19 protein-coding genes are annotated in these 19478 nt (G+C 67.8%); 11 read left to right on the forward strand and 8 right to left on the reverse strand.

The features are described 5' to 3' along the window. Nucleotides 1-4 precede the first annotated feature (4 nt). Nucleotides 5-574, reverse strand: coding sequence for a hypothetical protein (locus tag DYS74_RS00550; protein WP_121530216.1), 570 nt, complete (start codon nt 572-574; stop codon nt 5-7). A gap of 299 nt (nt 575-873) precedes the next feature. Next, a complete protein-coding gene (locus tag DYS74_RS00555) occupies nt 874-3180 on the reverse strand; it encodes an arginine/lysine/ornithine decarboxylase (protein WP_121530217.1) in 2307 nt (768 codons plus the stop codon). A 395-nt stretch (nt 3181-3575) separates the two neighbouring features. Here DYS74_RS00555 and ygiD point away from each other — a divergent pair, with 395 nt between their 5' ends. From ygiD to DYS74_RS00575, 4 genes are all read left to right on the forward strand, one after another. Continuing rightward, the gene (gene ygiD / locus DYS74_RS00560) at nt 3576-4397 is read left to right on the forward strand and encodes a 4,5-DOPA-extradiol-dioxygenase (RefSeq protein ID WP_121530218.1); all 822 of its coding nucleotides are present in this window, start codon (nt 3576-3578) and stop codon (nt 4395-4397) included. 10 nt (nt 4398-4407) lie between these two features. Continuing rightward, nucleotides 4408-5373: a glutathione S-transferase family protein gene (locus DYS74_RS00565; protein WP_121530219.1), complete on the forward strand. Its 966-nt coding sequence runs from the start codon at nt 4408-4410 to the stop codon at nt 5371-5373. Nucleotides 5374-5490: 117 nt separating this feature from the next. Beyond that, nucleotides 5491-7206 carry a tetratricopeptide repeat protein gene (locus DYS74_RS00570; RefSeq protein WP_245965153.1) on the forward strand — a complete coding sequence of 572 codons (1716 nt, stop codon included), beginning with the start codon at nt 5491-5493 and terminating at the stop codon, nt 7204-7206. Continuing rightward, nucleotides 7193-8056, forward strand: a complete 864-nt coding sequence (locus DYS74_RS00575) for a 4-(cytidine 5'-diphospho)-2-C-methyl-D-erythritol kinase (RefSeq protein WP_121530220.1) — start codon at nt 7193-7195, stop codon at nt 8054-8056. The genes DYS74_RS00570 and DYS74_RS00575 overlap by 14 nt, the downstream gene beginning before the upstream one ends. A 19-nt stretch (nt 8057-8075) precedes the next feature. Here the strand turns inward: DYS74_RS00575 and DYS74_RS00580 are convergent, their stop codons facing one another. Further along, nucleotides 8076-9077 (reverse strand): polyprenyl synthetase family protein, encoded by a 1002-nt coding sequence (locus tag DYS74_RS00580; protein ID WP_121530221.1) that lies wholly within the window; start codon nt 9075-9077, stop codon nt 8076-8078. Nucleotides 9078-9140: 63 nt separating this feature from the next. On the opposite strand from DYS74_RS00580, the gene DYS74_RS00585 reads away from it, so the two are divergent. From DYS74_RS00585 to DYS74_RS00595, 3 genes are all read left to right on the forward strand, one after another. Beyond that, the gene (locus DYS74_RS00585) at nt 9141-9353 is read left to right on the forward strand and encodes a putative signal transducing protein (RefSeq protein WP_121530222.1); all 213 of its coding nucleotides are present in this window, start codon (nt 9141-9143) and stop codon (nt 9351-9353) included. Then, nucleotides 9353-10114 carry a tRNA1(Val) (adenine(37)-N6)-methyltransferase gene (locus DYS74_RS00590; RefSeq protein ID WP_121530223.1) on the forward strand — a complete coding sequence of 254 codons (762 nt, stop codon included), beginning with the start codon at nt 9353-9355 and terminating at the stop codon, nt 10112-10114. The genes DYS74_RS00585 and DYS74_RS00590 overlap by 1 nt, the downstream gene beginning before the upstream one ends. A 118-nt stretch (nt 10115-10232) precedes the next feature. Continuing rightward, a complete protein-coding gene (locus DYS74_RS00595; RefSeq protein WP_121530224.1) occupies nt 10233-10406 on the forward strand; it encodes a YdcH family protein in 174 nt (57 codons plus the stop codon). A gap of 34 nt (nt 10407-10440) precedes the next feature. Here DYS74_RS00595 and yddG read toward each other — a convergent pair whose 3' ends face one another. The 4 genes from yddG to DYS74_RS00615 all read right to left on the reverse strand — a co-directional run bounded on the left by yddG (nt 10441) and on the right by DYS74_RS00615 (nt 14372). Next, nucleotides 10441-11304, reverse strand: coding sequence for an aromatic amino acid exporter YddG (yddG, locus tag DYS74_RS00600; RefSeq protein WP_121530462.1), 864 nt, complete (start codon nt 11302-11304; stop codon nt 10441-10443). A gap of 64 nt (nt 11305-11368) precedes the next feature. After that, nucleotides 11369-12091, reverse strand: coding sequence for a beta-ketoacyl-ACP reductase (gene phbB, locus DYS74_RS00605; protein WP_121530225.1), 723 nt, complete (start codon nt 12089-12091; stop codon nt 11369-11371). A 105-nt stretch (nt 12092-12196) separates the two neighbouring features. Beyond that, on the reverse strand, nt 12197-13372 hold the full coding sequence (locus DYS74_RS00610) for an acetyl-CoA C-acetyltransferase (protein WP_121530226.1): 1176 nt from the start codon (nt 13370-13372) through the stop codon (nt 12197-12199). Nucleotides 13373-13526: 154 nt separating this feature from the next. Continuing rightward, nucleotides 13527-14372, reverse strand: coding sequence for an EAL domain-containing protein (locus DYS74_RS00615; protein ID WP_121530227.1), 846 nt, complete (start codon nt 14370-14372; stop codon nt 13527-13529). Nucleotides 14373-14536: 164 nt separating this feature from the next. Between DYS74_RS00615 and DYS74_RS00620 the strand changes: the two genes are divergently transcribed. Beyond that, nucleotides 14537-15769, forward strand: coding sequence for a PAS domain-containing protein (locus DYS74_RS00620; protein WP_121530228.1), 1233 nt, complete (start codon nt 14537-14539; stop codon nt 15767-15769). An 8-nt stretch (nt 15770-15777) separates the two neighbouring features. Here the strand turns inward: DYS74_RS00620 and DYS74_RS00625 are convergent, their stop codons facing one another. Continuing rightward, complete coding sequence (locus DYS74_RS00625; RefSeq protein WP_121530229.1) at nt 15778-16320, reverse strand: TlpA family protein disulfide reductase; 543 nt, start codon at nt 16318-16320, stop codon at nt 15778-15780. A gap of 26 nt (nt 16321-16346) precedes the next feature. Between DYS74_RS00625 and argH the strand changes: the two genes are divergently transcribed. From argH to lysA, 3 genes are all read left to right on the forward strand, one after another. After that, nucleotides 16347-17747, forward strand: coding sequence for an argininosuccinate lyase (argH, locus tag DYS74_RS00630; protein ID WP_121530230.1), 1401 nt, complete (start codon nt 16347-16349; stop codon nt 17745-17747). 10 nt (nt 17748-17757) lie between these two features. Then, nucleotides 17758-17910 (forward strand): hypothetical protein, encoded by a 153-nt coding sequence (locus tag DYS74_RS18540; RefSeq protein WP_183077417.1) that lies wholly within the window; start codon nt 17758-17760, stop codon nt 17908-17910. Between the two features lie 288 nt (nt 17911-18198). Further along, complete coding sequence (gene lysA / locus DYS74_RS00640) at nt 18199-19464, forward strand: diaminopimelate decarboxylase (protein ID WP_121530232.1); 1266 nt, start codon at nt 18199-18201, stop codon at nt 19462-19464. Nucleotides 19465-19478: the final 14 nt, after the last annotated feature.

Below are 19478 nucleotides of genomic sequence, written 5' to 3' on the forward strand. Positions count from 1 at the left end.
GCGCCTATTTGTCATAGGCGGGCAGGCGCGCGAAATCGAGCGTGGCGAGCACCGGCAGCATCGCGGCGCTCTCCATTCCCTGCGCCTGCACCAGCACCCGCCCGCCGGCCAGCGCGGAAAGCGAGCCGTCCTGTTCCAGCATGTCCTGCGACCCGGCCTTCACGATCTTGCCCATCATCGCCATCATCTGCGGAGTGCCGAGCATCCCGGCCATCGAGGCGACGATCGGGCTGTCGGCGGTGAGGGTCAGGGTGAAGCTGTCGCCCGCGGCGCTGGTATAGCGCCCCTCGACCATGTTGCCGGACATGCCCATCATCGCCATGCCTTGTGCGCCATCGGTGTTGACCTCGCGGCTCCAGCCCTCGGGGGCCTCTGGCAGCATCGCGGCGAGCTTGGCGCTTTGCAGCGCCTGCACCTCTTTCCCGGCCACGGTGATCTGCGCCGCGGTGGTGGACAGATCGCCTGCGGCATGGGCCGCAAGCGCCGCGTTGAGCGCATCGTCCACCGCATCGGCATGAAGCGGCGCGGCGAGCAGGCCGGCAACGAGGAGGGGGGTGGCAAACGTCTGTTTCATCGTCGTCTTTCCCTGGGTTCAGTCGGTGGGGCGCGCCCGGGGCGCGCGGGTGAAACTGCGGTCCGTCGCGCCTTCCGCGTGCCGCGGGCCGCGCGGGCGCGGCACGAAAGCGGAAGGGGGCAGGCTCGCGCTCGACCGGCCGGAAACCCGGTGCCGGGCGCCCGGATCTGCTGTCCTGAAGCTGAAATGGCTCATGTCAAAATCCGGTGGGCTGCGAGGCGCACCGGAGCATTGCACATGGAAAATGACGTCAGGTCAATCGCCGAGAGCGGGGCGCGGCGAGCCGCGCCCCGGCCGGCTCAGCCCTGTGCGTCCCCGGCAGCGACGCAATCGGCGTAGTAATGCACCGTGCCATCCGCCTCGGTCTCCTGCACGAGGCCGTGGATGTCGGTCTCGAAGCCCGGGCATTCGCGCGCGAATTCGCGGTTGAACTTGAGGTATTCGACGATGCGCGGGTTGAACACCTCGCCCGGGATCAGCAGCGGGATGCCGGGCGGATAGGGGGTGACGAGCGAGGTGGTGATGCGCCCCTCGAGATCGTCGATCGCCACCCGCTCGGTGGTGCGGCGCGCGATATGGGCGAAGGCGTCCGAGGGTTTCATCGCCGGGGTCAGGTCGCTCAGATAGATCTCGGTGGTCAGCCGCGCGACGTCATACTTGGCGTAAAGCGCGTGCACATGGGCGCAGAGGTCGCGCAGGCCCATGTGTTCATAGCGCGGTTGCTTGGCGCAGAACTCGGGCATGATGCGCCACATCGGGTGGTTCTTCTCGTAATCATCCTTGAACTGCTGCAGCGCGGTCAGCAGCGTGTTCCAGCGGCCCTTGGTGATGCCGATGGTGAACATGATGAAGAAGGAATAGAGCCCGGTCTTTTCCACCACCACGCCATGCTCGGCGAGGTATTTCGTCACGATCGAGGCGGGGATGCCCCAGTCCTCGAAGCGGCCGTCGAGGTTCAGGCCGGGGGTGATGATCGTCGCCTTGATCGGGTCGAGCATGTTGAACCCCGGCGCCATGTCGCCAAAGCCGTGCCAGCTGTCCTCGCCGTCCGAGGGGTGCACGCCATCGGCATCGGTGCGGCGCAGCACCCAGTCCTTGGTGCGGCCGATGCCTTCCTCGGCCAGCTCCTCGGGGCCCCAGACCTTGAACCACCAGTCGTCGTCGCCGTATTCGTCGTCGACCTTGCGCATCGCGCGGCGGAAATCGAGCGCCTCCATGATGCTCTCCTCCACCAGCGCCTCGCCGCCCGGCGGCTCCATCATCGCCGCGGCGACGTCGCAGCTCGCGATGATCGAGTATTGCGGGCTGGTCGAGGTGTGCATCAGGTAGGATTCATTGAAGAGATGGCGGTCGAGCTTGGTCTCTTCGCTGTCTTGCACCAGCACATGGCTCGCCTGGCTGATGCCGGCCAGCAGCTTGTGGATCGACTGCGTCGCATAGACGACCGAGGCGCGGGTGCGCGGCCGCTTGCGGCCCATCGAGTGATACTGGCCGTAGAACGGGTGGAAGGCGGCATGCGGCAGCCAGGCCTCGTCGAAATGCAGGTTCTCGACCCAGCCGTCGAGCAGGCCCTTGATGACCTCGGTGTTGTAAAGGACGCCGTCATAGGTCGATTGCGTCAGCGTCATGATCCGCGGCTTCACCCGGTCGGCGTCATAGTCCTTGAGCAGCGGGTTCGCCCGGATCTTGGCGCGGATCGTCTCGGGCTCGAATTCCGAGCGCTGGATCGGGCCGATGATGCCCCAGTGGTTGCGCGTGGGCTTCAGAAACACCGGGATCGCGCCGGTCATGATGATCGAGTGCAGGATCGACTTGTGGCAGTTGCGGTCCACCACCACCACATCGCCCGGCGCCACGGTGTGGTGCCAGACCATCTTGTTCGAGGTCGAGGTGCCGTTCGTCACGAAGAAGCAGTGGTCGGCGTTGAAGATCCGCGCCGCGTTGCGCTCGGAGGCGCCGATCGCGCCGTTGTGGTCGAGCAGCTGACCGAGTTCCTCGACCGCGTTGCAGACGTCGGCGCGCAGCATGTTCTCGCCGTAGAACTGGTGATACATCTGCCCGATCGGCGATTTCAGGAAGGCGACGCCGCCCGAATGGCCCGGGCAGTGCCACGAATAGGACCCGTCCTCGGCATAGTCGAGCAGGGCACGGAAGAACGGCGGCTGGATCGCCTCGAGATAGCTTTTCGCCTCGCGGATGATGTGCTTGGCGACGAACTCGGGGGTATCCTCGAACATGTGGATGAAGCCGTGCAGCTCGCGCAGGATGTCGTTCGGAAGGTGTCGCGCGGTCTTCGTCTCGCCATAGATGTAGATCGGCACCTCGGCGTTCTTCCAGCGCACCTCCTCGATGAAGTTGCGCAGGTTCATCACCGCGGGGTCGAGATCGGGGCCGGGGGTGAATTCCTCGTCGTCGATCGACAGCAGGAAGGCCGAGGCGCGCGACTGCTGCTGGGCGAATTTCGACAGATCGCCATAGCTCGTCACGCCGAGCACCTCGAAGCCCTCGTCCTCGATCGCCTGGGCCAGGGCACGGATGCCGAGGCCCGAGGAGTTCTCGGAGCGGAAATCCTCGTCGATGATGACGATCGGGAAGCGGAACTTCATGCGGCTCTCCTTCGGGGAGCGGGGCCCGGATGTGGAACGGGCCGGAGATTGCCAGGATGCGCGGGCGGGCTGGTCGCGGGTCCCTTGTTCCTTGCGTTGCGCCCCCCGTCAAGAGCCCTGTGCGCCCCCGCGCGGCAGGGCGCCGGCGGGGCTGTGACAAGCCCGTGACCGGGGCCGGTGCAGGGCCCGGTTGCGGGGGCGGCCCGCGGTGGAATGCGTCTCGATTATGAACGCATTGGCGATAGTGCTTCCCGGTTTGCGCCATTTTGTGGATGGAGCGCCTGCACTACCTTCTGGGCAAGCCGGATGAGAGTCCGGGGGGCACGGGGCAGGGCAGGCGGCGCAGGCGCCGCATCGGCCGCCCGCGTCGCCCGCACCAGATCAGGAGAGTTTCGATGAGCACCGTTCCCACCCTCGACGCCCTGCGCGACAGCCTGCCCCCGACCGAGCGGATGCCGCTCGTCTTCCTCGGCCATGGCAGCCCGATGAATGCGATCGAGGACAATGCCTACAGCCGCGCCTGGACCGATCTCGGCCGCAAGCTGCCGCATCCGAAGGCGATCCTCGTCGTCTCGGCGCATTGGATGACGCGCGGCACGACGCTGGTCGACGTCTCGGCGATGCCGCGCACGATCCATGACTTCTACGGCTTCCCGCAGGCGCTGTTCGACGCGCAATACCCGGCCCATGGCGCGCCCGATCTGGCGCGCGAGGTGGCGACGCTGCTGGCCAGCCACCATGCCGAGACCGATGGCACCTGGGGCCTCGATCACGGCGCCTGGACGGTGCTGAAGTTCCTTTACCCCGGGGCGGATGTGCCGGTGTTCCAGGTCTCGGTCGACATGTCGCGCGGCCTCGAACATCAGCTCGAGATCGGCCGCACCCTGTCGCAGCTGCGCGACCGCGGCGTGCTGATCCTCGGCTCGGGCAATGTCGTGCACAACCTGCGTGCCATGCGCTTCAACGGCCGTCCCGCCGATTTCGCGATCGAGTTCGACACGCTCTTCGCCGACCGTCTGGCCGAGCGTGACTTCGCGGCGCTGGCTGACCGGCCGAAGCTGGGCAGCCTGCTGCAGATGGCGCATCCTTCGGTTGACCACTACCTGCCCGCGCTGACCATCGCCGGCGCCTCGGACGCGCGCGACGATCTGACCTTCATGACCAGCTCGATCGACCTTGGCACGGTGTCGATGCGGTCCTTCGTGTTCCACGCCTGAGGAGGGGGCCATGCTGGTCGACGGAAAATGGGTGACGGCCTGGCAGCCGGTGCAGAAGGCCGACGAGAAGGGCCGCTTCGTGCGCCAGGTCTCGAGCTTTCGGAACTGGATCACCCCTGATGGCAGCGCCGGGCCGACCGGCGAGGGCGGCTTTGCCGCCGAGCCCGGGCGCTATCGGCTTTACGTCGCGCTGATCTGCCCCTGGGCCTCGCGCACGCTGATCGCGCGCAAGCTCAAGGGGCTCGAGGCGCTGATCCCGGTGACGGTGCTGAACCCGACGCTCTCGGACGAGGGCTGGGCCTTCGGCGGCTATCCGGGCGCCGAGGAAGACCCGCTCTTCGGGGCGCAGCACCTGCACGAACTCTATACCCAGGCCGATCCGCATTTCACCGGTCGCGCGACGGTGCCGGCGCTGTGGGACATGCAGCGGGGCGTGATGGTGAACAACGAAAGCGCCGATATCCTGCGCATGTTCGACACCGCCTTCGAGGGGCTGGTGCCCTCGGACCTGCGGCTTTACCCGGCCGATCTGGCCGAGGAGATCGACGCGCTCAACGCCCGGATCTATGACCGGCTGAACAACGGCGTCTACAAGGCGGGCTTTGCCGTCACCCAGGCGGCCTATGACGAGGCGGTCGCGGGCGTCTTCGAGATGCTCGACGCGCTCGAGGCGCGGCTTGACGGCGACTATCTCTTCGGCGACCGGCTGACCGAGACCGACATCCGCACCTTCGTCACGCTGATCCGCTTCGACGCGGCCTATCACGGCCTGTTCAAGACCAACCGCCGCCAGATCGCCGATTATCCGCGGCTGTCGGCCTATCTGGAGCGGATGCTGCACCTGCCCGGGGTGATCGACACCGTCAACATGGACCACATCACCCGCGGCTATTACTCGATCAAGGCGCTCAATCCGACCCGCATCCGCCCCGTCGGTCCCGCCCATGTCGAGCGGATGCTTGCCGCGGCGCGCTGAGCGCCGCGTCACATCGGCGTGTAAAGCGGAGGGTGCAGGTGCCTGCGGGGCCGGGCCGGATTGCGTTGCCCCGGCCCGTTGGCTAGGGTCGGGCCATTCGTCGGAAAGGACCTGCCCGTGCCCGCCACCCCCCGTCTGCTGCGCCCCCTCCTGCTTGCCGCTCTGCTGGGATCGGTCGCCGTGCCGCCGGCCAGTGCGGATGTGGCGGGGCCCTATCTTGCGGCGCGCGCGGCCACCGTCGCCAATGACTATGCCGCGGGGCTCAGCTATTACGACCGGCTGCTGGTCTCGATGCCCGAGGACCGCGACGTGCAGGACGGCGCGCTCTTGACCCATGTCGCGATGGCCGATTTCGACCGGGCCGGGGCGCTCGCCTCGGTGATGGTGACGCAGAAGGACCCGACGCAGATCGCCACGCTGGTGATGCTGGCGCAGAACGCGAAGAGCGGGGACTTCGCCAAGGGGATTGCGCTGCTCGATGGCGGGGCGGATCCCGGCGCGCTCGTGGGCGGGCTCTATCGGGCCTGGGCGCTGGTTGGCGAGGGGCAGATGGGCGATGCCGCCAAGGCCTTCGACGCGATGGTGCAAAAGCAGGGGCTCGAGGGCTTCGCCTCCTATCACAAGGCGCTCGCGCTGGCGCTGGTCGGCGATTACGAGGGCGCCGAGAAGATCTTCACCGGCACCTATGCCCAGTTGCTGAACGGCACCCGGCGCGGCATCGTCGCGCATGTTCAGGTGCTGTCGCAACTCGAGCGCGACGCCGAGGCGATCCGCCTGCTCGACACCAGCTTCGGGCAGAATCTTGACCCCGAGCTGGCCGCGCTCCGTGCCCGGCTCGAGAACAAGGAGACGCTGCCCTTCACCGTGATCCGCTCGGCCGCCGATGGCGAGGCCGAGGTGTTCTTCTCGGTGGCGCAGGCGATCAACACCGACTCGCCCACGGCCTTTGCGCTGCTGCACGCGCGACTGGCGAGCTGGCTGCGCCCGGCCGACGGCGACGCGCTGCTGCTGTGCGCCGCGATCCTCGAGGCGCAGAAGCAATACGATCTGGCGATCGAGACCTATGCCCAGGTGCCGGCGGACAGCCCGATCGCCCATGCCGCCAAGCTTGGTCAAGCCGAGGTGCTGGTGCAGGCCGACCGCGTCGACGATGCGATCGGCGTGTTGCAGGAGCTTGCCAAGGCGCATCCCGAGCTGCCCGCGGTCTGGTCGACGCTGGGCGACAACCTGCGCCGCAAGGAACGCTACAAGGAGGCGGCCGAGGCCTATGACAAGGCAATCGCGCTGATGGGCGAGCCCGAGCCGCGCGACTGGTTCGTCTGGTATGCCCGCGCCATCGCGCAGGAGCGTTCGGGCCAGTGGGACAAGGCGGAGCCCGGCTTCCGCGAGGCGCTGAAGCTCAGCCCGGAACAGCCCTCGGTGCTGAACTATCTCGGCTATTCCTATGTCGAGAAGAAGCTCAACCTCGACGAGGCGCTCGACATGATCAAGCGCGCGGTCGCGGCCGAACCCGACCAGGGCTATATCGTCGACAGCCTCGGCTGGGCGCTCTATCGCCTTGGCCGCTATGACGAGTCGGTGGTGCAGATGGAGAAGGCGGTCGAGCTTGACCCGACCGAGCCGCTGCTGAACGATCACCTCGGCGATGTCTACTGGGCCGTCGGGCGCAAGCGCGAGGCGGAGTTCCAGTGGCGCCGGGCGCTGAACCTGGGCCCGGGCGAGGATCTCGACATCGACCGCGTGCGCGAGAAGCTCGACATCGGGCTGGATGCAGTGCTGAAGGCCGAGGGCGCGCCGCCGCTCCATCCGGCGACGGCCAATGCCGGCGATTGAGGTCTTTGCCCCGGCGAAGGTGAACCTCGCGCTGCACGTGACCGGGCGGCGCGCCGACGGCTATCATCTGCTCGACAGTCTCGTGGCCTTTGCGCCGGTGGGCGACCGGCTGCGGCTCGACCCTGCGCCCGCGATGGCGCTGCGGGTGACGGGGCCCGAGGGCGCGGGCGTGCCCGAGGGGCCCGAGAACCTCGTCCTGCGCGCGGCGGCGCTGCTGCCGGCGGGGCAGGGGGCGGCGATCACGCTTGAAAAGCACCTGCCGCCGGCCTCGGGGATCGGTGGCGGCTCGTCGGATGCCGCGGCCGCGCTGCGCGGGCTGGCGCTTTTGCGCGGGAGTGCGGTGCCGGGGGCGGGGCTCGAACGGCTGGGGGCGGACGTGCCGATGTGCCTGGTGCCCGCGCCCGCCCGCACGCAAGGGATCGGCGAGGAGCTGAGCCCCGTTTCGCTGCCACCACTGCCCGCGCTACTGGTCAATCCGCGGGTGGAGGTGCCGACGCCCGCGGTCTTCCGTGCCCTGGCCTGCCGCGAGAACCCGCCGCTGCCCGATCTGCCGGCCTTTGCCGATGCGCCGGCCTGCATCGACTGGCTGGCGCAGCTGCGCAACGACCTGCAGGCGCCGGCGATCGCGACGGCGCCGGTGATTGCCGAGGTGCTCGACCTGCTGGCGGCGCTGCCGGGCTGCCGGCTGGCGCGGATGTCGGGATCGGGGGCCACCTGCTTTGCGCTCTTCGCGACCCACGCCGAGGCCGAGGTGGCGCAGGCGCAACTGCGGGCGAGGCGGCCGGATTGGTGGAGTGCCTGCGGCCCGCTTGGCGATCAGACGGCCGCGGCCGCGCCCCGCCGCCTCTAGGCGCGGGACGCAGGGTCGCTCATTTCACCCGCGCGACGACGTAATCGGCCAGATCCGACAGCATGTCGCGCAGCGAATGCGCCGGCAGCGCGTTCAGCGAGGCGCGCGCCCGGTTGCCCCAGGCCAGCGCCTCGTCGCGCGTCGCCTCGAGCGTGCCGTGCAGGTGCATCAGCCGCAGCGCCTCTTCAAGGTCGCCCTCGCGCTGGTCACCCTTCTCGATCACCCGCACCCAGAAGGCGCGTTCGGCGTCCGAGGCCGCCGCCACCGCCTTGATCACCGGCAGCGTCAGCTTGCGCTCGCGGAAATCGTCGCCGGTGTTCTTGCCGATCTGCGCCGAGGCCCCGCCGTAATCGAGCAGGTCGTCCGCCATCTGGAAGGCGATGCCGAGCGCGTCGCCATAATCATGCAGCGCCCGCACCGCGTTCTCGTGCGCGCCGGCCAGCACGCCGCCGACCTCGGTCGCCGCCGAGAACAGCGCCGCGGTCTTGCCACGGATCACCTTGAGATAGGTCGCGGGCGTGGTCGCCAGATCCTGCGCCGCGGTCAGCTGCAGCACCTCGCCCTCGGCGATCACCGCCGAGGCATTGGCGAGGATGTTCAGCACCCGCATGTTGTTCGCCTCGGTCATCAGCTGGAAGCTGCGCGCGAAGAGATAATCGCCCACCAGAACCGAGGACTTGTTGTCCCACAGCAGGTTGGCCGTCGGCCGGCCGCGGCGCTGCTTGCTTTCGTCGACGACGTCGTCATGCAGCAGCGTGGCGGTGTGGATGAATTCGACCGTCGCGGCGAGGTGGACGTGATAGGGCCCCTCATAGCCGCAGACCTTGGCCGCGGCGAGGGTCAGCATCGGCCGCAGCCGCTTGCCCCCGGCCTCGATCAGATGGGCCGTCACCTCGGGGATGCGCGGCGCGTGTTCCGAGCTCATCCGGTCGCGGATCAGCACGTTCACCGCCTCCATCTCGGCGGCCAGCGCCTGCGCCAGGCGGTCGTGCGGCTTCGTGGCCTTGTCGTCCAGGCTCATTCTTCTTCCTTCCCGCTTCCCCTCGTCTCGACAGGGCGTCACACTGCCCCTAAGTGAGGGAACATGAAAGAGCTTCTGCGCACCACGGACCCGGTGAAACTTGCCCTGGCGACGGCCCTTCTCGAGGGCGAGGGTATAACGGCCTTTCAGATGGACGTCCATATGAGCGTGCTCGAGGGCAGCCTTGGAATTCTGCCGCGCCGGCTGATGGTGGCAGAGCGCGACGCCTTCATGGCGCGGGCGATTCTGGCCGACAACCGGATCGGCTCCGACTGATGTTCGCGCCCGAAGATCTGACGCAGGACCGCTTCCTCGACGGCCGGCTTCTGGTGGCGCAGCCGCGCAAGGGCTATCGCGCCGCGATGGACCCGGTGCTGCTGGCCGCGGCCTGTCCGGCGCGGCCGGGGCAGGCGGTGCTCGAGCTTGGCTGCGGCGCCGGGGTGGCGAGCCTGTGCCTTGGCTGGCGCGTGCCCGATCTGCGGCTTGCCGGGCTGGAACTGCAGCCCGCCTATGCGGCGCTTGCCCGCGCCAATGCCGCGGCGAATGGCATCGCCGTCGAGGTCGTCGAGGGCGACCTTGCCGCGATGCCGCCGTCCCTGCGGGCGCGCAGCTTCGATCACGTCATCGCCAACCCGCCCTATTTCGCGCCGATGGGCGGCACCGCCGCCGCCGATCCCGGGCGCGAAACGGCGCAGCGCGAGGCAACCCCCTTGGCCGAGTGGGTGACCTCGGGCTATCGTCGTCTGGTGCCGGGCGGCTGGCTGACGGTGATCCAGAACGCCGACCGCCTGCCCGAGCTGCTGACCGCGATGGCGGGGCAGGGCGGCTCGATCCGCGTGCTGCCGATCGCGGCGCGCACGGGCCGGGCGGCCGGGCGGGTGATCGTTCAGGCACGCAAGGGCGGGCGGGGGCCCTTCGCCCTGCTCGCGCCGCTGGTGCTGCATGCGGCGCCGGTGCATGCCGGTGATGCCGAGGATTTGACGAAAATTGCGCAAGATGTGCTGCGCTGCGGCGAAGTCTTGCGCATGGAGCCCTGATCCTTTCGCAAGATTTCGCGACCCGATCTGACATTCTGTCGCGCCAGTGCGACAGGCGCGTGACACGACTCAAAAAACGTGCTGCACTCTGATAACGGTAACAAGAGAGGAGACTGCAATGTCGCTTGGTTCGCACATCACCGAACTTCGCAAGAAACATCAGGCCCTGTCGGTCGAGGTCGAAAAGGCGACCCGGACCCCGAGCTTCGACGATCTGCATATTGCCGAACTGAAGAAGCAGAAACTCCGCATCAAGGAACAGATCAGCCGCCTCGAAGGCGTGACCGCCTGACGCCTTCCCGGCCCGGATGGCGGCCGGGCCACGTTCAGCGCGATCGACCGGCCATGGCGGCGAGGAAGGCCCCGGCGGCGATCATGGCGGCTGCCAGCACCAGCACCGGGCTGGCGGCCGCGACGCCCGCCACGATCAGCGCGAGCGTCGACAGCAAGGGAGCCGCGTAGGAGGCCGTGCCCAGCATCTGGATGTCGCCGCGCTTGACGCCGATGTCCCAGGTGTAGAAGGCCAGCCCCACCGGCCCGATCCCCAGAGCCAGAACCGAGATCCAGCCGCGGGCCCCGACGGGCCAGAGCGTGTCCTCGAGTGCGACATGGGCGACGGCGGACAGCACCGCCGTGGCCAGGCAATAGACCGCCACGGCCGCGGTCGGCACCTGACCGAGGCGGCGCGAGATCAGCGAATAGCTGGACCAGGTCAGCGCGCAGAGCAGCGCAAGCCCATAGCCCGGCAGCGCCTCGGCCCGGGCCGAGATGCCGCCGCGGGTGACGATCAGCGCGGCGCCGGCAAAGGCGATCAGCGCGCCGACGACATGCAGCCCGCGCAGCTTCTCGCCCGGCAGCAGGCCGGAAAACAGCACGATCAGCAAAGGCCAGAGATAGGCGATCAGGCTCGCCTCGGCCGGCGGCGCGAGCCGCAGCGCCGAGAAATAGAGCAGGTGATAGCCGAAGAGCGCCACCGTGCCGAAGGCATAGACCTTCCACGAGATCCGCTTGAGCACGCCGAAGCCTTCGGTCGCGGCGACCCAGACCAGCCCGATGGCGCCGCCGATTGCGAAGCAGATCGCGTTCAGCTGCAGGGGCGGCACCGGGGCCGATCCGACGGTGAACAGCGCCAGCAGCGCCCAGAGGGCAACGGCGGAAAAACCGATCAAAGTGGCTTGCTTGCGCGACATCTGGTCCTCGAAATGCAAAGAGGCCCGCACCATGCGGGCCTCTTGCCGTTTTGCCAAGGGCAAATCAGGTCAGATACTGACCGCCGTTCGCGGTGATCGTCGAGCCGGTGATGAAGCCGGCCTCGTCCGAGGCGAGGAAGACGACGCAGCGCGCGATGTCCTCGGGTTCGCCCAGACGGCCGACCGGGATCGTCGCGATGATCGATTCGCGCACCTTTTCCGGCACCGCCATCACCATCTCGGTGGCGATGTAGCCCGGGCAGATCACGTTGACGGTGATGCCCGCGCGCGCGCCTTCCTGCGCCAGCGCCTTGGTGAAGCCGATGTCGCCCGCCTTCGCCGCCGAATAGTTGGCCTGGCCGAACTGCCCCTTCTGCCCGTTGATCGACGAGATCGAGATCACGCGGCCGAACTTGCGGTCGCGCATGCCGGGCCACAGCGGATGGGTCATGTTGAACAGACCCGACAGGTTGGTGTCCATCACCTCTTTCCACTGTTCGCGCGTCATCTTGTGGAAGGGGGCGTCGCGGGTGATGCCCGCGTTGTTCACCAGCACGTCGACCGGGCCGAGATCGGCCTCGACCTTGGCGATGCCCGCGACGCAGGCATCATAATCGGCGACCGACCACTTGTAGGTCTTGATGCCGGTCTCGGCGGTGAACTTGGCCGCGGCCTCGTCGTTGCCGGCATAGTTCGCCGCAACGGTGTAGCCCGCATTCTTCAGGGCGATCGAAATCGCGGCACCAATGCCGCGCGACCCCCCGGTAACAAGTGCAACTCTGGACATGACTCCTCCTCTGGATCAAATGCCTTTGAAACGCTGTTACTCAAGAAGAACCTTGCGCGCAACAATGTTGCGCGCAGAATTTTCAAAAACTGTCTCGCTGATGCGTCACAGCCCCTCGATGCACATCGCGACGCCCATGCCGCCGCCGATGCACAGCGTGGCAAGGCCCTTCTTCGCGCCCGACCGCTTCATTTCGAACAGCAGCGTGTTCAGGATGCGGCAGCCCGAGGCGCCGATCGGGTGGCCGATGGCGATGGCGCCGCCGTTCACGTTCACCTTCGACAGATCCCAGCCCATGTCCTTGTTCACCGCGCAGGCCTGGGCGGCGAAGGCCTCGTTCGCCTCGATCAGGTCGAGGTCGGCCGCGCTCCAGCCGGCCTTGGCCAGCGCCTTGCGCGACGAGGGGATCGGGCCGCAGCCCATGATCGAGGGATCGACGCCCGCGGTCGCCCAGGAGGCGATGCGCGCGAGCGGGGTCAGGCCGCGCTTCTCGGCCTCGGCTTCCGACATCAGCAGCACCGCGGCGGCGCCGTCGTTGATACCCGAGGCGTTGCCGGCGGTGACCGTGCCGTCCTTGATGAAGGCGGGCTTCAGCTTCTGCATCGATTCGAGCGTGGCGCCGTGGCGGATGTATTCATCGGCGTCGACGATGGTCTCGCCCTTGCGGGTCTTCACCGAGAAGGGGACGATCTCGTCCTTGAACTTGCCGGCAAGCTGTGCCGCCTCGGCCTTGTTCTGCGAGGCGAGGGCGAATTCGTCCTGCATCTCGCGGGTGATCTGCCACTGCGCCGCGACGTTCTCCGCGGTCTGGCCCATGTGATAGCCGTTGAAGGCGTCCCACAGCCCGTCCTTGATCATCGTGTCGATGAATTTCAGGTCGCCCATCTTCTGGCCGGCGCGCAGATGCGCGGCATGGGTGCTGAGCGACATGCTTTCCTGGCCGCCGGCGATGACGATCTCGGCGTCGCCGCACAGGATGTGCTGGGCGCCGAGCGCGACCGAGCGCAGACCCGAACCGCAGACCTGGTTGATGCCCCAGGCGGCCGATTCGATCGGCAGGCCGGCCTTGATATGCGCCTGGCGGGCCGGGTTCTGGCCCTGGGCCGCGGTCAGCACCTGGCCGAGGATGGTTTCCGACACTTCGCCCTTCTCGATGCCGGCACGGGCAACCACGGCCTCGAGCACGGACGCGCCCAGCTCATGGGCCGGAACATTGGCGAAAGAGCCGTTGAAACTGCCGACGGCGGTGCGCGCCGCCGAGACGATCACGACATTGGTCATGGATTCTCTCCTCACAGGATCCCGGGGCGTGGATGGCTGCCCCTTTCCGGTCTGCAGCATGCCCCATGCGGGAGGCAGGTCAAGGAGATTTCCGACGTTGGCGCAAACAGTTGCGCAATTTTATTTCGTATTTTGCGCAAATTTCGCAGTTCCGCTAGGCGCGTTTCACCTTTGCCGATTCCGGCATCTTCCAGGGCGGCATCACCGTCGGCGCGCCGAAATAGTAGCCCTGCATGCAGTCGATGCCGAGCGAGGTGAGGAAGGCGGCGTCGGCGGCGTTCTCGACCGCCTCGGCAACGGTGAACATGTCGAAATGCTGCGCGATCGAGATCAGCGCGGCGGTCAGCACCTGGTTGTCGGCATTCTCGGCGATGCCGGTGATGAACTGGCCGTCGATCTTCAGGATGTCGAAGAAGAACTCGCGCAGGTAGCGGAACGAGGTGTAGCCCGCACCGAAATCGTCGAGCGCGAAGCTGACGCCGCGCGCCTGCAGGTCGCGCATGAAGACGCTGACGATCTCGGGCATGCTCATCGCCGAGCTCTCGGTGATTTCGAGAATCAGCCGTTCGGCCGCGGTGTCGTCAAGTGCGAGCCCCTTGTTCAGGGTCTTCATCCAGTCGGGATAGCCGATCGAGCGCGCCGACATGTTGATCGCCAGCCGCAGGTGGCGGTCCTCGGCGAGCGAGGCGAGCCCCATTTCGAGGGCGAGGCAGTCGAGCCGGCGGCCCAGTTCGGTCCGTTCGACCGTTTCCATGAAATCCTTGGCTGGAATGATCCGCCCGGTCTCGTCGAGCACGCGGATCAGCCCCTCGTAGAAGGCGGGGCGATCGGGGCTTGCGGTGCGCACGATCGGCTGGAAGGCCAGGATCACGTCGCGCCGTTCGATCGCGCGGCGCACCATGTCGATCACGTCCCGGTCCCGCTGGGCGATGGCGAAATCCAGCGGGCTCGTGAGCGCAGGCTCGATCGGCTCCTGAGGCGGCAATTCGCGTTTCGACATCTTCGTCTCCCGTTGCGGACCCTGCCATCCTCCGCGCGGCTTGCTAACAACGCGTAAAGGTGCGGGAAAATCTTTCCCCATGGTAAAGAAACGGTTTCCGGCCGCGTAAACGCTTCGGTAAGGCCGCGCGTCTAGTCTGGTGCCGCACGTCAAGCGGGGGGCACATGGCCAGTCAGGCAGAGATCGCGCGCAGTTCGTCGGGCGAGGTCCCCTTCGCCTTTTCCGAACTCTTCTATTCGCGCACCGACCCGCGCGGGGTGATCCTTGCGGGCAATGACGTCTTCCAGCGTGTCTCGGGCTATGACTGGGCCGAGCTGCTGGGCGCACCGCACCGGCTGGTGCGCCATCCGGACACGCCGCGGGGGGTGTTCCACATCCTGTGGGGGGCGCTCGGCAAGGGCAATCCGATGGGGGCCTATGTCAAGAACCGCGCGAAATCCGGGCAGCATTACTGGGTCTTCGCGGTGATGCTGCCGATCGCGGGGGGCTTCCTGTCGGTGCGGCTGAAACCCTCCTCGCCGCTTTTCGGCCAGATCCGCGAGATCTATGAGGAGCTGATCGCGCACGAACAGGAGGGGCTCGACCCCGAGGCGGCGGCGCAGTGGCTGCGCGGGGTGGCGCACAAGAAGGGGTTTTCCAGCTACACGAGCTTCATGGCCTATGCGCTCGGGCAGGAGCTGACGGCGCGCGATGCGCGGCTCGAACGGCCGGCGGATGCCCGCACCCGGGTGCTGACCGAGATGAACGAGGCGCTCGAGGAAACCGCGCGCGAGCAGGGGCGCCTGCTGCGCAGCTTCGATTCGCTGCAGTCGATCCCGAACAACATGCGCATCGTCGCCTCGCGGATGGAGCCGACGGGCGGGCCGATCTCGGCGATCTCGGAGAATTACAAGATCTCGTCGCAGGCGATCTCGGCGCGGCTGCACAGCTTTGCCGGCGCCCGCGACAGCCTGATCGACCGGGTCTCGCGCGAGGTGGCAAAAGCGCTGTTCCTGCTTGGCTGCGGGCGGGTTCTGGGCGAGATGACCGCGAGCATCGCCGCCGCCGCGCCGGCTCCGGGCATCGACTGGGAGGTCGAGCGCACGCTTCTGCTGGGGCTTGAGCGGGACTGCGCCCGCGACGGGCGCGAGGCGATGCTGCGCGCGGTCGAGCATTCGGCCACGCTGAACCGGGCAAGCGCCGAGGTGCGCCGCCACATGCTCGGCCTCGACACGATCCGGGTGCTTGGTCGCGTCGAATGCGGGCGGATGCGCGACACCGGCGGGCTGGCCGCCACCATCGACCAGCTCGACGCCTTCCATGCCGAGATCAAGGGGCGGCTCGAGACGATCATGCGCCTGTCGGAAAAGATCGGCCTGTCGATGGGCAGCTATCTGCGCGCCAGCAAGGCCGCCTGAGCGGCCGTTCAGTCGGCGATCAGCGCCTCGATCACGGCGCGGGCGGCGGGGCCGTTCCAGTCCGCTTCGCCGATCAGCCGCGCCACCTCGTGGCCGTCGCGATCGATCAGCACGCTGACCGGCAGCCCCATCACGCCCATGGCGCGCGACAGCGTCTGCTTCTCGTCCTGGAAGCGGGGCAGCCGGGTCACCCCGGCTTCCTCGAAGAATTTCGCGATCTTCGGCTGCGGGTTACGGCCGGTGGCCAGCGTCACCACCTGGAAATCCGCGCCGCCAAGCTCGCCCTGCAGCGCGTCGAGCCCGGGCATCTCGACCCGGCAGGGCGCGCACCAGGTGGCCCAGAGGTTCAGCAGCACGACCTTGCCGCGGAACTCGGTCAGGCGGTGCTCGGCCCCGGTCTCGTCGACGAAGGGCAGCTCGGGCGTGGCGAGCGGCTGCTCGTAGACGACGAGCTTCTTCATGTCATCGGTCTTCAGCGCGCCAAGATCGGCGGCCGCGGCGGCATTTGCAGTGAGGCTCAGGGCCGTATAAAGGACGAACAACCGCAGCATGATGCCTCCTGACAAAGGGCCGACCGATGACCGACAGCACGGAAAAATCCTCGAACGCGATGTGGGGCGGGCGTTTCGCCGCCGGCCCGGACGCGATCATGGAGGCGATCAACGCCTCGATCGGGTTCGACAAGCGACTTTACGCCCAGGACATCCGCGGCAGCCGGGCCCATGCCGCGATGCTCGCGGCGCAGGGCATCCTTACCGATAGCGATGCCGCGGCGATCCGGGAAGGCCTGCTCACGGTCTTGTCAGAGATCGAGGCCGGCAAGTTCCCGTTCTCGACCGCGCTTGAAGACATTCACATGAACGTCGAGGCGCGTCTGAAGGAGATCATTGGCGAGCCCGCGGGCCGTCTGCACACGGCGCGGAGCCGCAACGACCAGGTCGCGACCGATTTCCGCCTGTGGGTGCGCGATCAGGCCGATGCCGCGATCAAGGGCCTCGACGCGCTGATCCGGGCGCTCGTCGCCCGCGCCGAGGTGACGGCCGACTGGGTGATGCCGGGCTTCACCCATCTGCAGACGGCGCAGCCGGTCACCTTCGGCCATCACATGATGGCCTATGTCGAGATGTTCGCTCGCGACCTCGGCCGCTTCACCGATGCGCGCAAGCGGATGAACGAAAGCCCGCTCGGCGCCGCGGCGCTGGCCGGCACCGGCTTTGCGATCGACCGCCACATGACCGCCGAGTCGCTCGGCTTCGACCGGCCGATGGCGAACAGCCTCGATGCCGTGTCCGACCGCGACTTCGCGCTCGAGTTCCTCTCGGCCTCGTCGATCTGCGCCGTGCACCTGAGCCGGATGGCGGAAGAGCTGGTGATCTGGTCCTCGGCGCAGTTCCGCTTCGTCGCGATGTCGGACAAGTGGTCGACCGGCTCGTCGATCATGCCGCAAAAGCGCAACCCCGATGCCGCGGAACTCATCCGCGCGAAGATCGGCCGCATCCTGGGCGCGACCGTCGCGCTCTTCACCGTGATGAAGGGCCTGCCGCTCGCCTATTCCAAGGACATGCAGGAAGACAAGGAACAGGTCTTCGACGCCGCCGACACGCTGATGCTGGCGCTCGCGGCGATGACCGGGATGATCTCCGACCTCACGGTGAACCGCGACAAGCTGGAGGCCGCGGCCTCGAACGGCTTCTCGACCGCGACGGACCTCGCCGACTGGCTGGTGCGCGAGGCGGGGCTGCCCTTCCGCGAGGCGCATCACGTCACCGGCACGCTGGTCGCGATGGCCGAGAAGAAGGGCGTCGATCTGCCTGACCTCAGCCTTGCCGAGATGCAGTCGGTCAATCCGGCGATCACCGAGGACATCTTCCGCGTGCTCGGGGTTCACAACTCGGTCGCTTCGCGGCAGTCTTACGGTGGCACCGCACCCGATCAGGTCCGCGCGCAGATCGCGCGCTGGAAGCAGGTGCTGGGCTGAGGAGGCCGTGATGAAGGTTGTGCTGCTCCTGACCGGGCTTGTGGCCCTGGCGGCCTGCGGTGTCGACGGTGCGCCGACGCCGCCGAAGGGCGGTCCGGCCGTTCCGGTGACCGGCGTGACGGTCACCGGCGAGGCGAGCCTCGGCGTGGTCGGGCACCTGTGACGGCGCGCGCCGCGGGTCTTCTGCTCGCGGTGTGTCTTGCCGGCTGTGCCCCGCGTGCCGGGGTCCGTGTCGGCCCCGACGGGCAGACAAGCGGCGTGGTCTCGGGCGGCCTCGGCCCGGTCCGGGTTGGCGTGACCGGCGCCGGCCGCGGTTTCGTCGGCACCCATCTGGGCCCGTTCGGTCTCGGCGCGGGGTTCTGAGGCCCGCGCGCCCTGTTCCCGACACAATAGTTGGCTTTTCCCGCGGGGCGCTTCGCGTTAAACGGGGCGAAACCGGAACGAGGGCGCAATGGACCATTTTCTCTACCGCAACGGGGTGCTTCACGCCGAGGATGTCGCGATCCCCGAGATCGCCGCGGCGGTCGGCACGCCCTTCTATGTCTATTCCGCCGCGACGCTGACGCGGCACTTCCACCTGTTCGACGAGGCGTTCGGCGACACGCCGCATCTCGTCTGCTTCGCGATCAAGTCGAACTCGAACCTTGCGGTGCTCAAGCTTCTGGGCGATCTGGGCGCGGGCATGGATGTGGTCTCGGGCGGCGAGTATCGCCGGGCGAAGGCCGCGGGCGTGCCGGGCGACCGCATCGTCTTTTCGGGTATCGGCAAGACCCGGGACGAGATCCACCTCGCGCTGACCGGCGGCATCCGCCAGTTCAACGTCGAGAGCGAGCCCGAGCTCTTGGCGATTTCCGAAATCGCCGCCGGGCTGGGCGTCACCGCGCCCGTCGCGCTGCGGGTGAACCCCGATGTCGACGCCCATACCCACGAGAAGATCGCCACCGGCAAGTCGGAGAACAAGTTCGGCATCCCGATCGCCAAGGCGCGTGCCGTCTATGCGCTGGCGGCCAGCCTGCCGGGCCTCGACGTGATCGGTGTCGATGTGCATATCGGCAGCCAGCTGACCGAGCTCGGCCCGTTCGAGGCGGCCTTCCGCAAGGTGCGCGAGCTGACGCTGGACCTGCGCGCCGACGGCCATGATATCCGCCGGCTCGATCTGGGCGGTGGTCTCGGCATCCCCTACACCCGCTCGAACGAGGCGCCGCCCTTGCCGGTCGAATATGTCGGTGTGGTCAAGGACGTGCTCGGCGATCTCGGCTGCGAGATCGAGATCGAGCCGGGCCGGCTGATCTCGGGCAATGCCGGGCTGCTCGTCTCGGACGTGATCTATGTGAAGGAAGGCGAGGGGCGCAAGTTCCTGATCGTCGACGCCGCGATGAACGACCTGGTGCGGCCTTCGATGTATGGCGCCTGGCACGACATCGTGCCGGTGGTCGAGCCCGCGCCCGGCACCCCCGCCACCCCCTTCGACGTGGTCGGCCCGGTGTGCGAGACCGGCGACACCTTCGCCCGCGCCCGCGCCCTGACGCCGCTCGCGCCGGGCGATCTGATCGCCTTCCGCTCGGCCGGGGCCTATGGCGCGGTGATGGCCTCGGAATACAATTCGCGGCCGCTGATCCCCGAGGTTCTGGTGCAGGGGGATCACTTCGCTGTCATTCGTGCGCGTCCGAGCTTTGAGGAAATGCTCGCCCGCGATAGCATCCCCGAGTGGCTCTAGGCACCTTTGCCCGG

It is taken from the genome of Paenirhodobacter hankyongi (genome assembly GCF_003664585.1).
Lineage (GTDB): Bacteria > Pseudomonadota > Alphaproteobacteria > Rhodobacterales > Rhodobacteraceae > Rhodobacter > Rhodobacter hankyongi.

Excerpts from the sequence above, each read along its gene's own strand:
- DYS74_RS00555 (WP_121530217.1), bottom strand. The coding sequence starts at position 3,180 with ATGAAGTTCCGCTTCCCGATCGTCATCATCGACGAGGATTTCCGCTCC.
- ygiD (WP_121530218.1), top strand. The coding sequence starts at position 3,576 with ATGAGCACCGTTCCCACCCTCGACGCCCTGCGCGACAGCCTGCCCCCG.
- DYS74_RS00575 (WP_121530220.1), top strand. The coding sequence starts at position 7,193 with ATGCCGGCGATTGAGGTCTTTGCCCCGGCGAAGGTGAACCTCGCGCTG.
- DYS74_RS00565 (WP_121530219.1), top strand. The coding sequence starts at position 4,408 with ATGCTGGTCGACGGAAAATGGGTGACGGCCTGGCAGCCGGTGCAGAAG.
- DYS74_RS00550 (WP_121530216.1), bottom strand. The coding sequence starts at position 574 with ATGAAACAGACGTTTGCCACCCCCCTCCTCGTTGCCGGCCTGCTCGCC.
- DYS74_RS00595 (WP_121530224.1), top strand. The coding sequence starts at position 10,233 with ATGTCGCTTGGTTCGCACATCACCGAACTTCGCAAGAAACATCAGGCC.
- DYS74_RS00620 (WP_121530228.1), top strand. The coding sequence starts at position 14,537 with ATGGCCAGTCAGGCAGAGATCGCGCGCAGTTCGTCGGGCGAGGTCCCC.
- phbB (WP_121530225.1), bottom strand. The coding sequence starts at position 12,091 with ATGTCCAGAGTTGCACTTGTTACCGGGGGGTCGCGCGGCATTGGTGCC.
- DYS74_RS00580 (WP_121530221.1), bottom strand. The coding sequence starts at position 9,077 with ATGAGCCTGGACGACAAGGCCACGAAGCCGCACGACCGCCTGGCGCAG.
- argH (WP_121530230.1), top strand. The coding sequence starts at position 16,347 with ATGACCGACAGCACGGAAAAATCCTCGAACGCGATGTGGGGCGGGCGT.
- DYS74_RS00590 (WP_121530223.1), top strand. The coding sequence starts at position 9,353 with ATGTTCGCGCCCGAAGATCTGACGCAGGACCGCTTCCTCGACGGCCGG.
- DYS74_RS00625 (WP_121530229.1), bottom strand. The coding sequence starts at position 16,320 with ATGCTGCGGTTGTTCGTCCTTTATACGGCCCTGAGCCTCACTGCAAAT.
- yddG (WP_121530462.1), bottom strand. The coding sequence starts at position 11,304 with ATGTCGCGCAAGCAAGCCACTTTGATCGGTTTTTCCGCCGTTGCCCTC.
- DYS74_RS00585 (WP_121530222.1), top strand. The coding sequence starts at position 9,141 with ATGAAAGAGCTTCTGCGCACCACGGACCCGGTGAAACTTGCCCTGGCG.
- lysA (WP_121530232.1), top strand. The coding sequence starts at position 18,199 with ATGGACCATTTTCTCTACCGCAACGGGGTGCTTCACGCCGAGGATGTC.
- DYS74_RS00610 (WP_121530226.1), bottom strand. The coding sequence starts at position 13,372 with ATGACCAATGTCGTGATCGTCTCGGCGGCGCGCACCGCCGTCGGCAGT.
- DYS74_RS18540 (WP_183077417.1), top strand. The coding sequence starts at position 17,758 with ATGAAGGTTGTGCTGCTCCTGACCGGGCTTGTGGCCCTGGCGGCCTGC.
- DYS74_RS00615 (WP_121530227.1), bottom strand. The coding sequence starts at position 14,372 with ATGTCGAAACGCGAATTGCCGCCTCAGGAGCCGATCGAGCCTGCGCTC.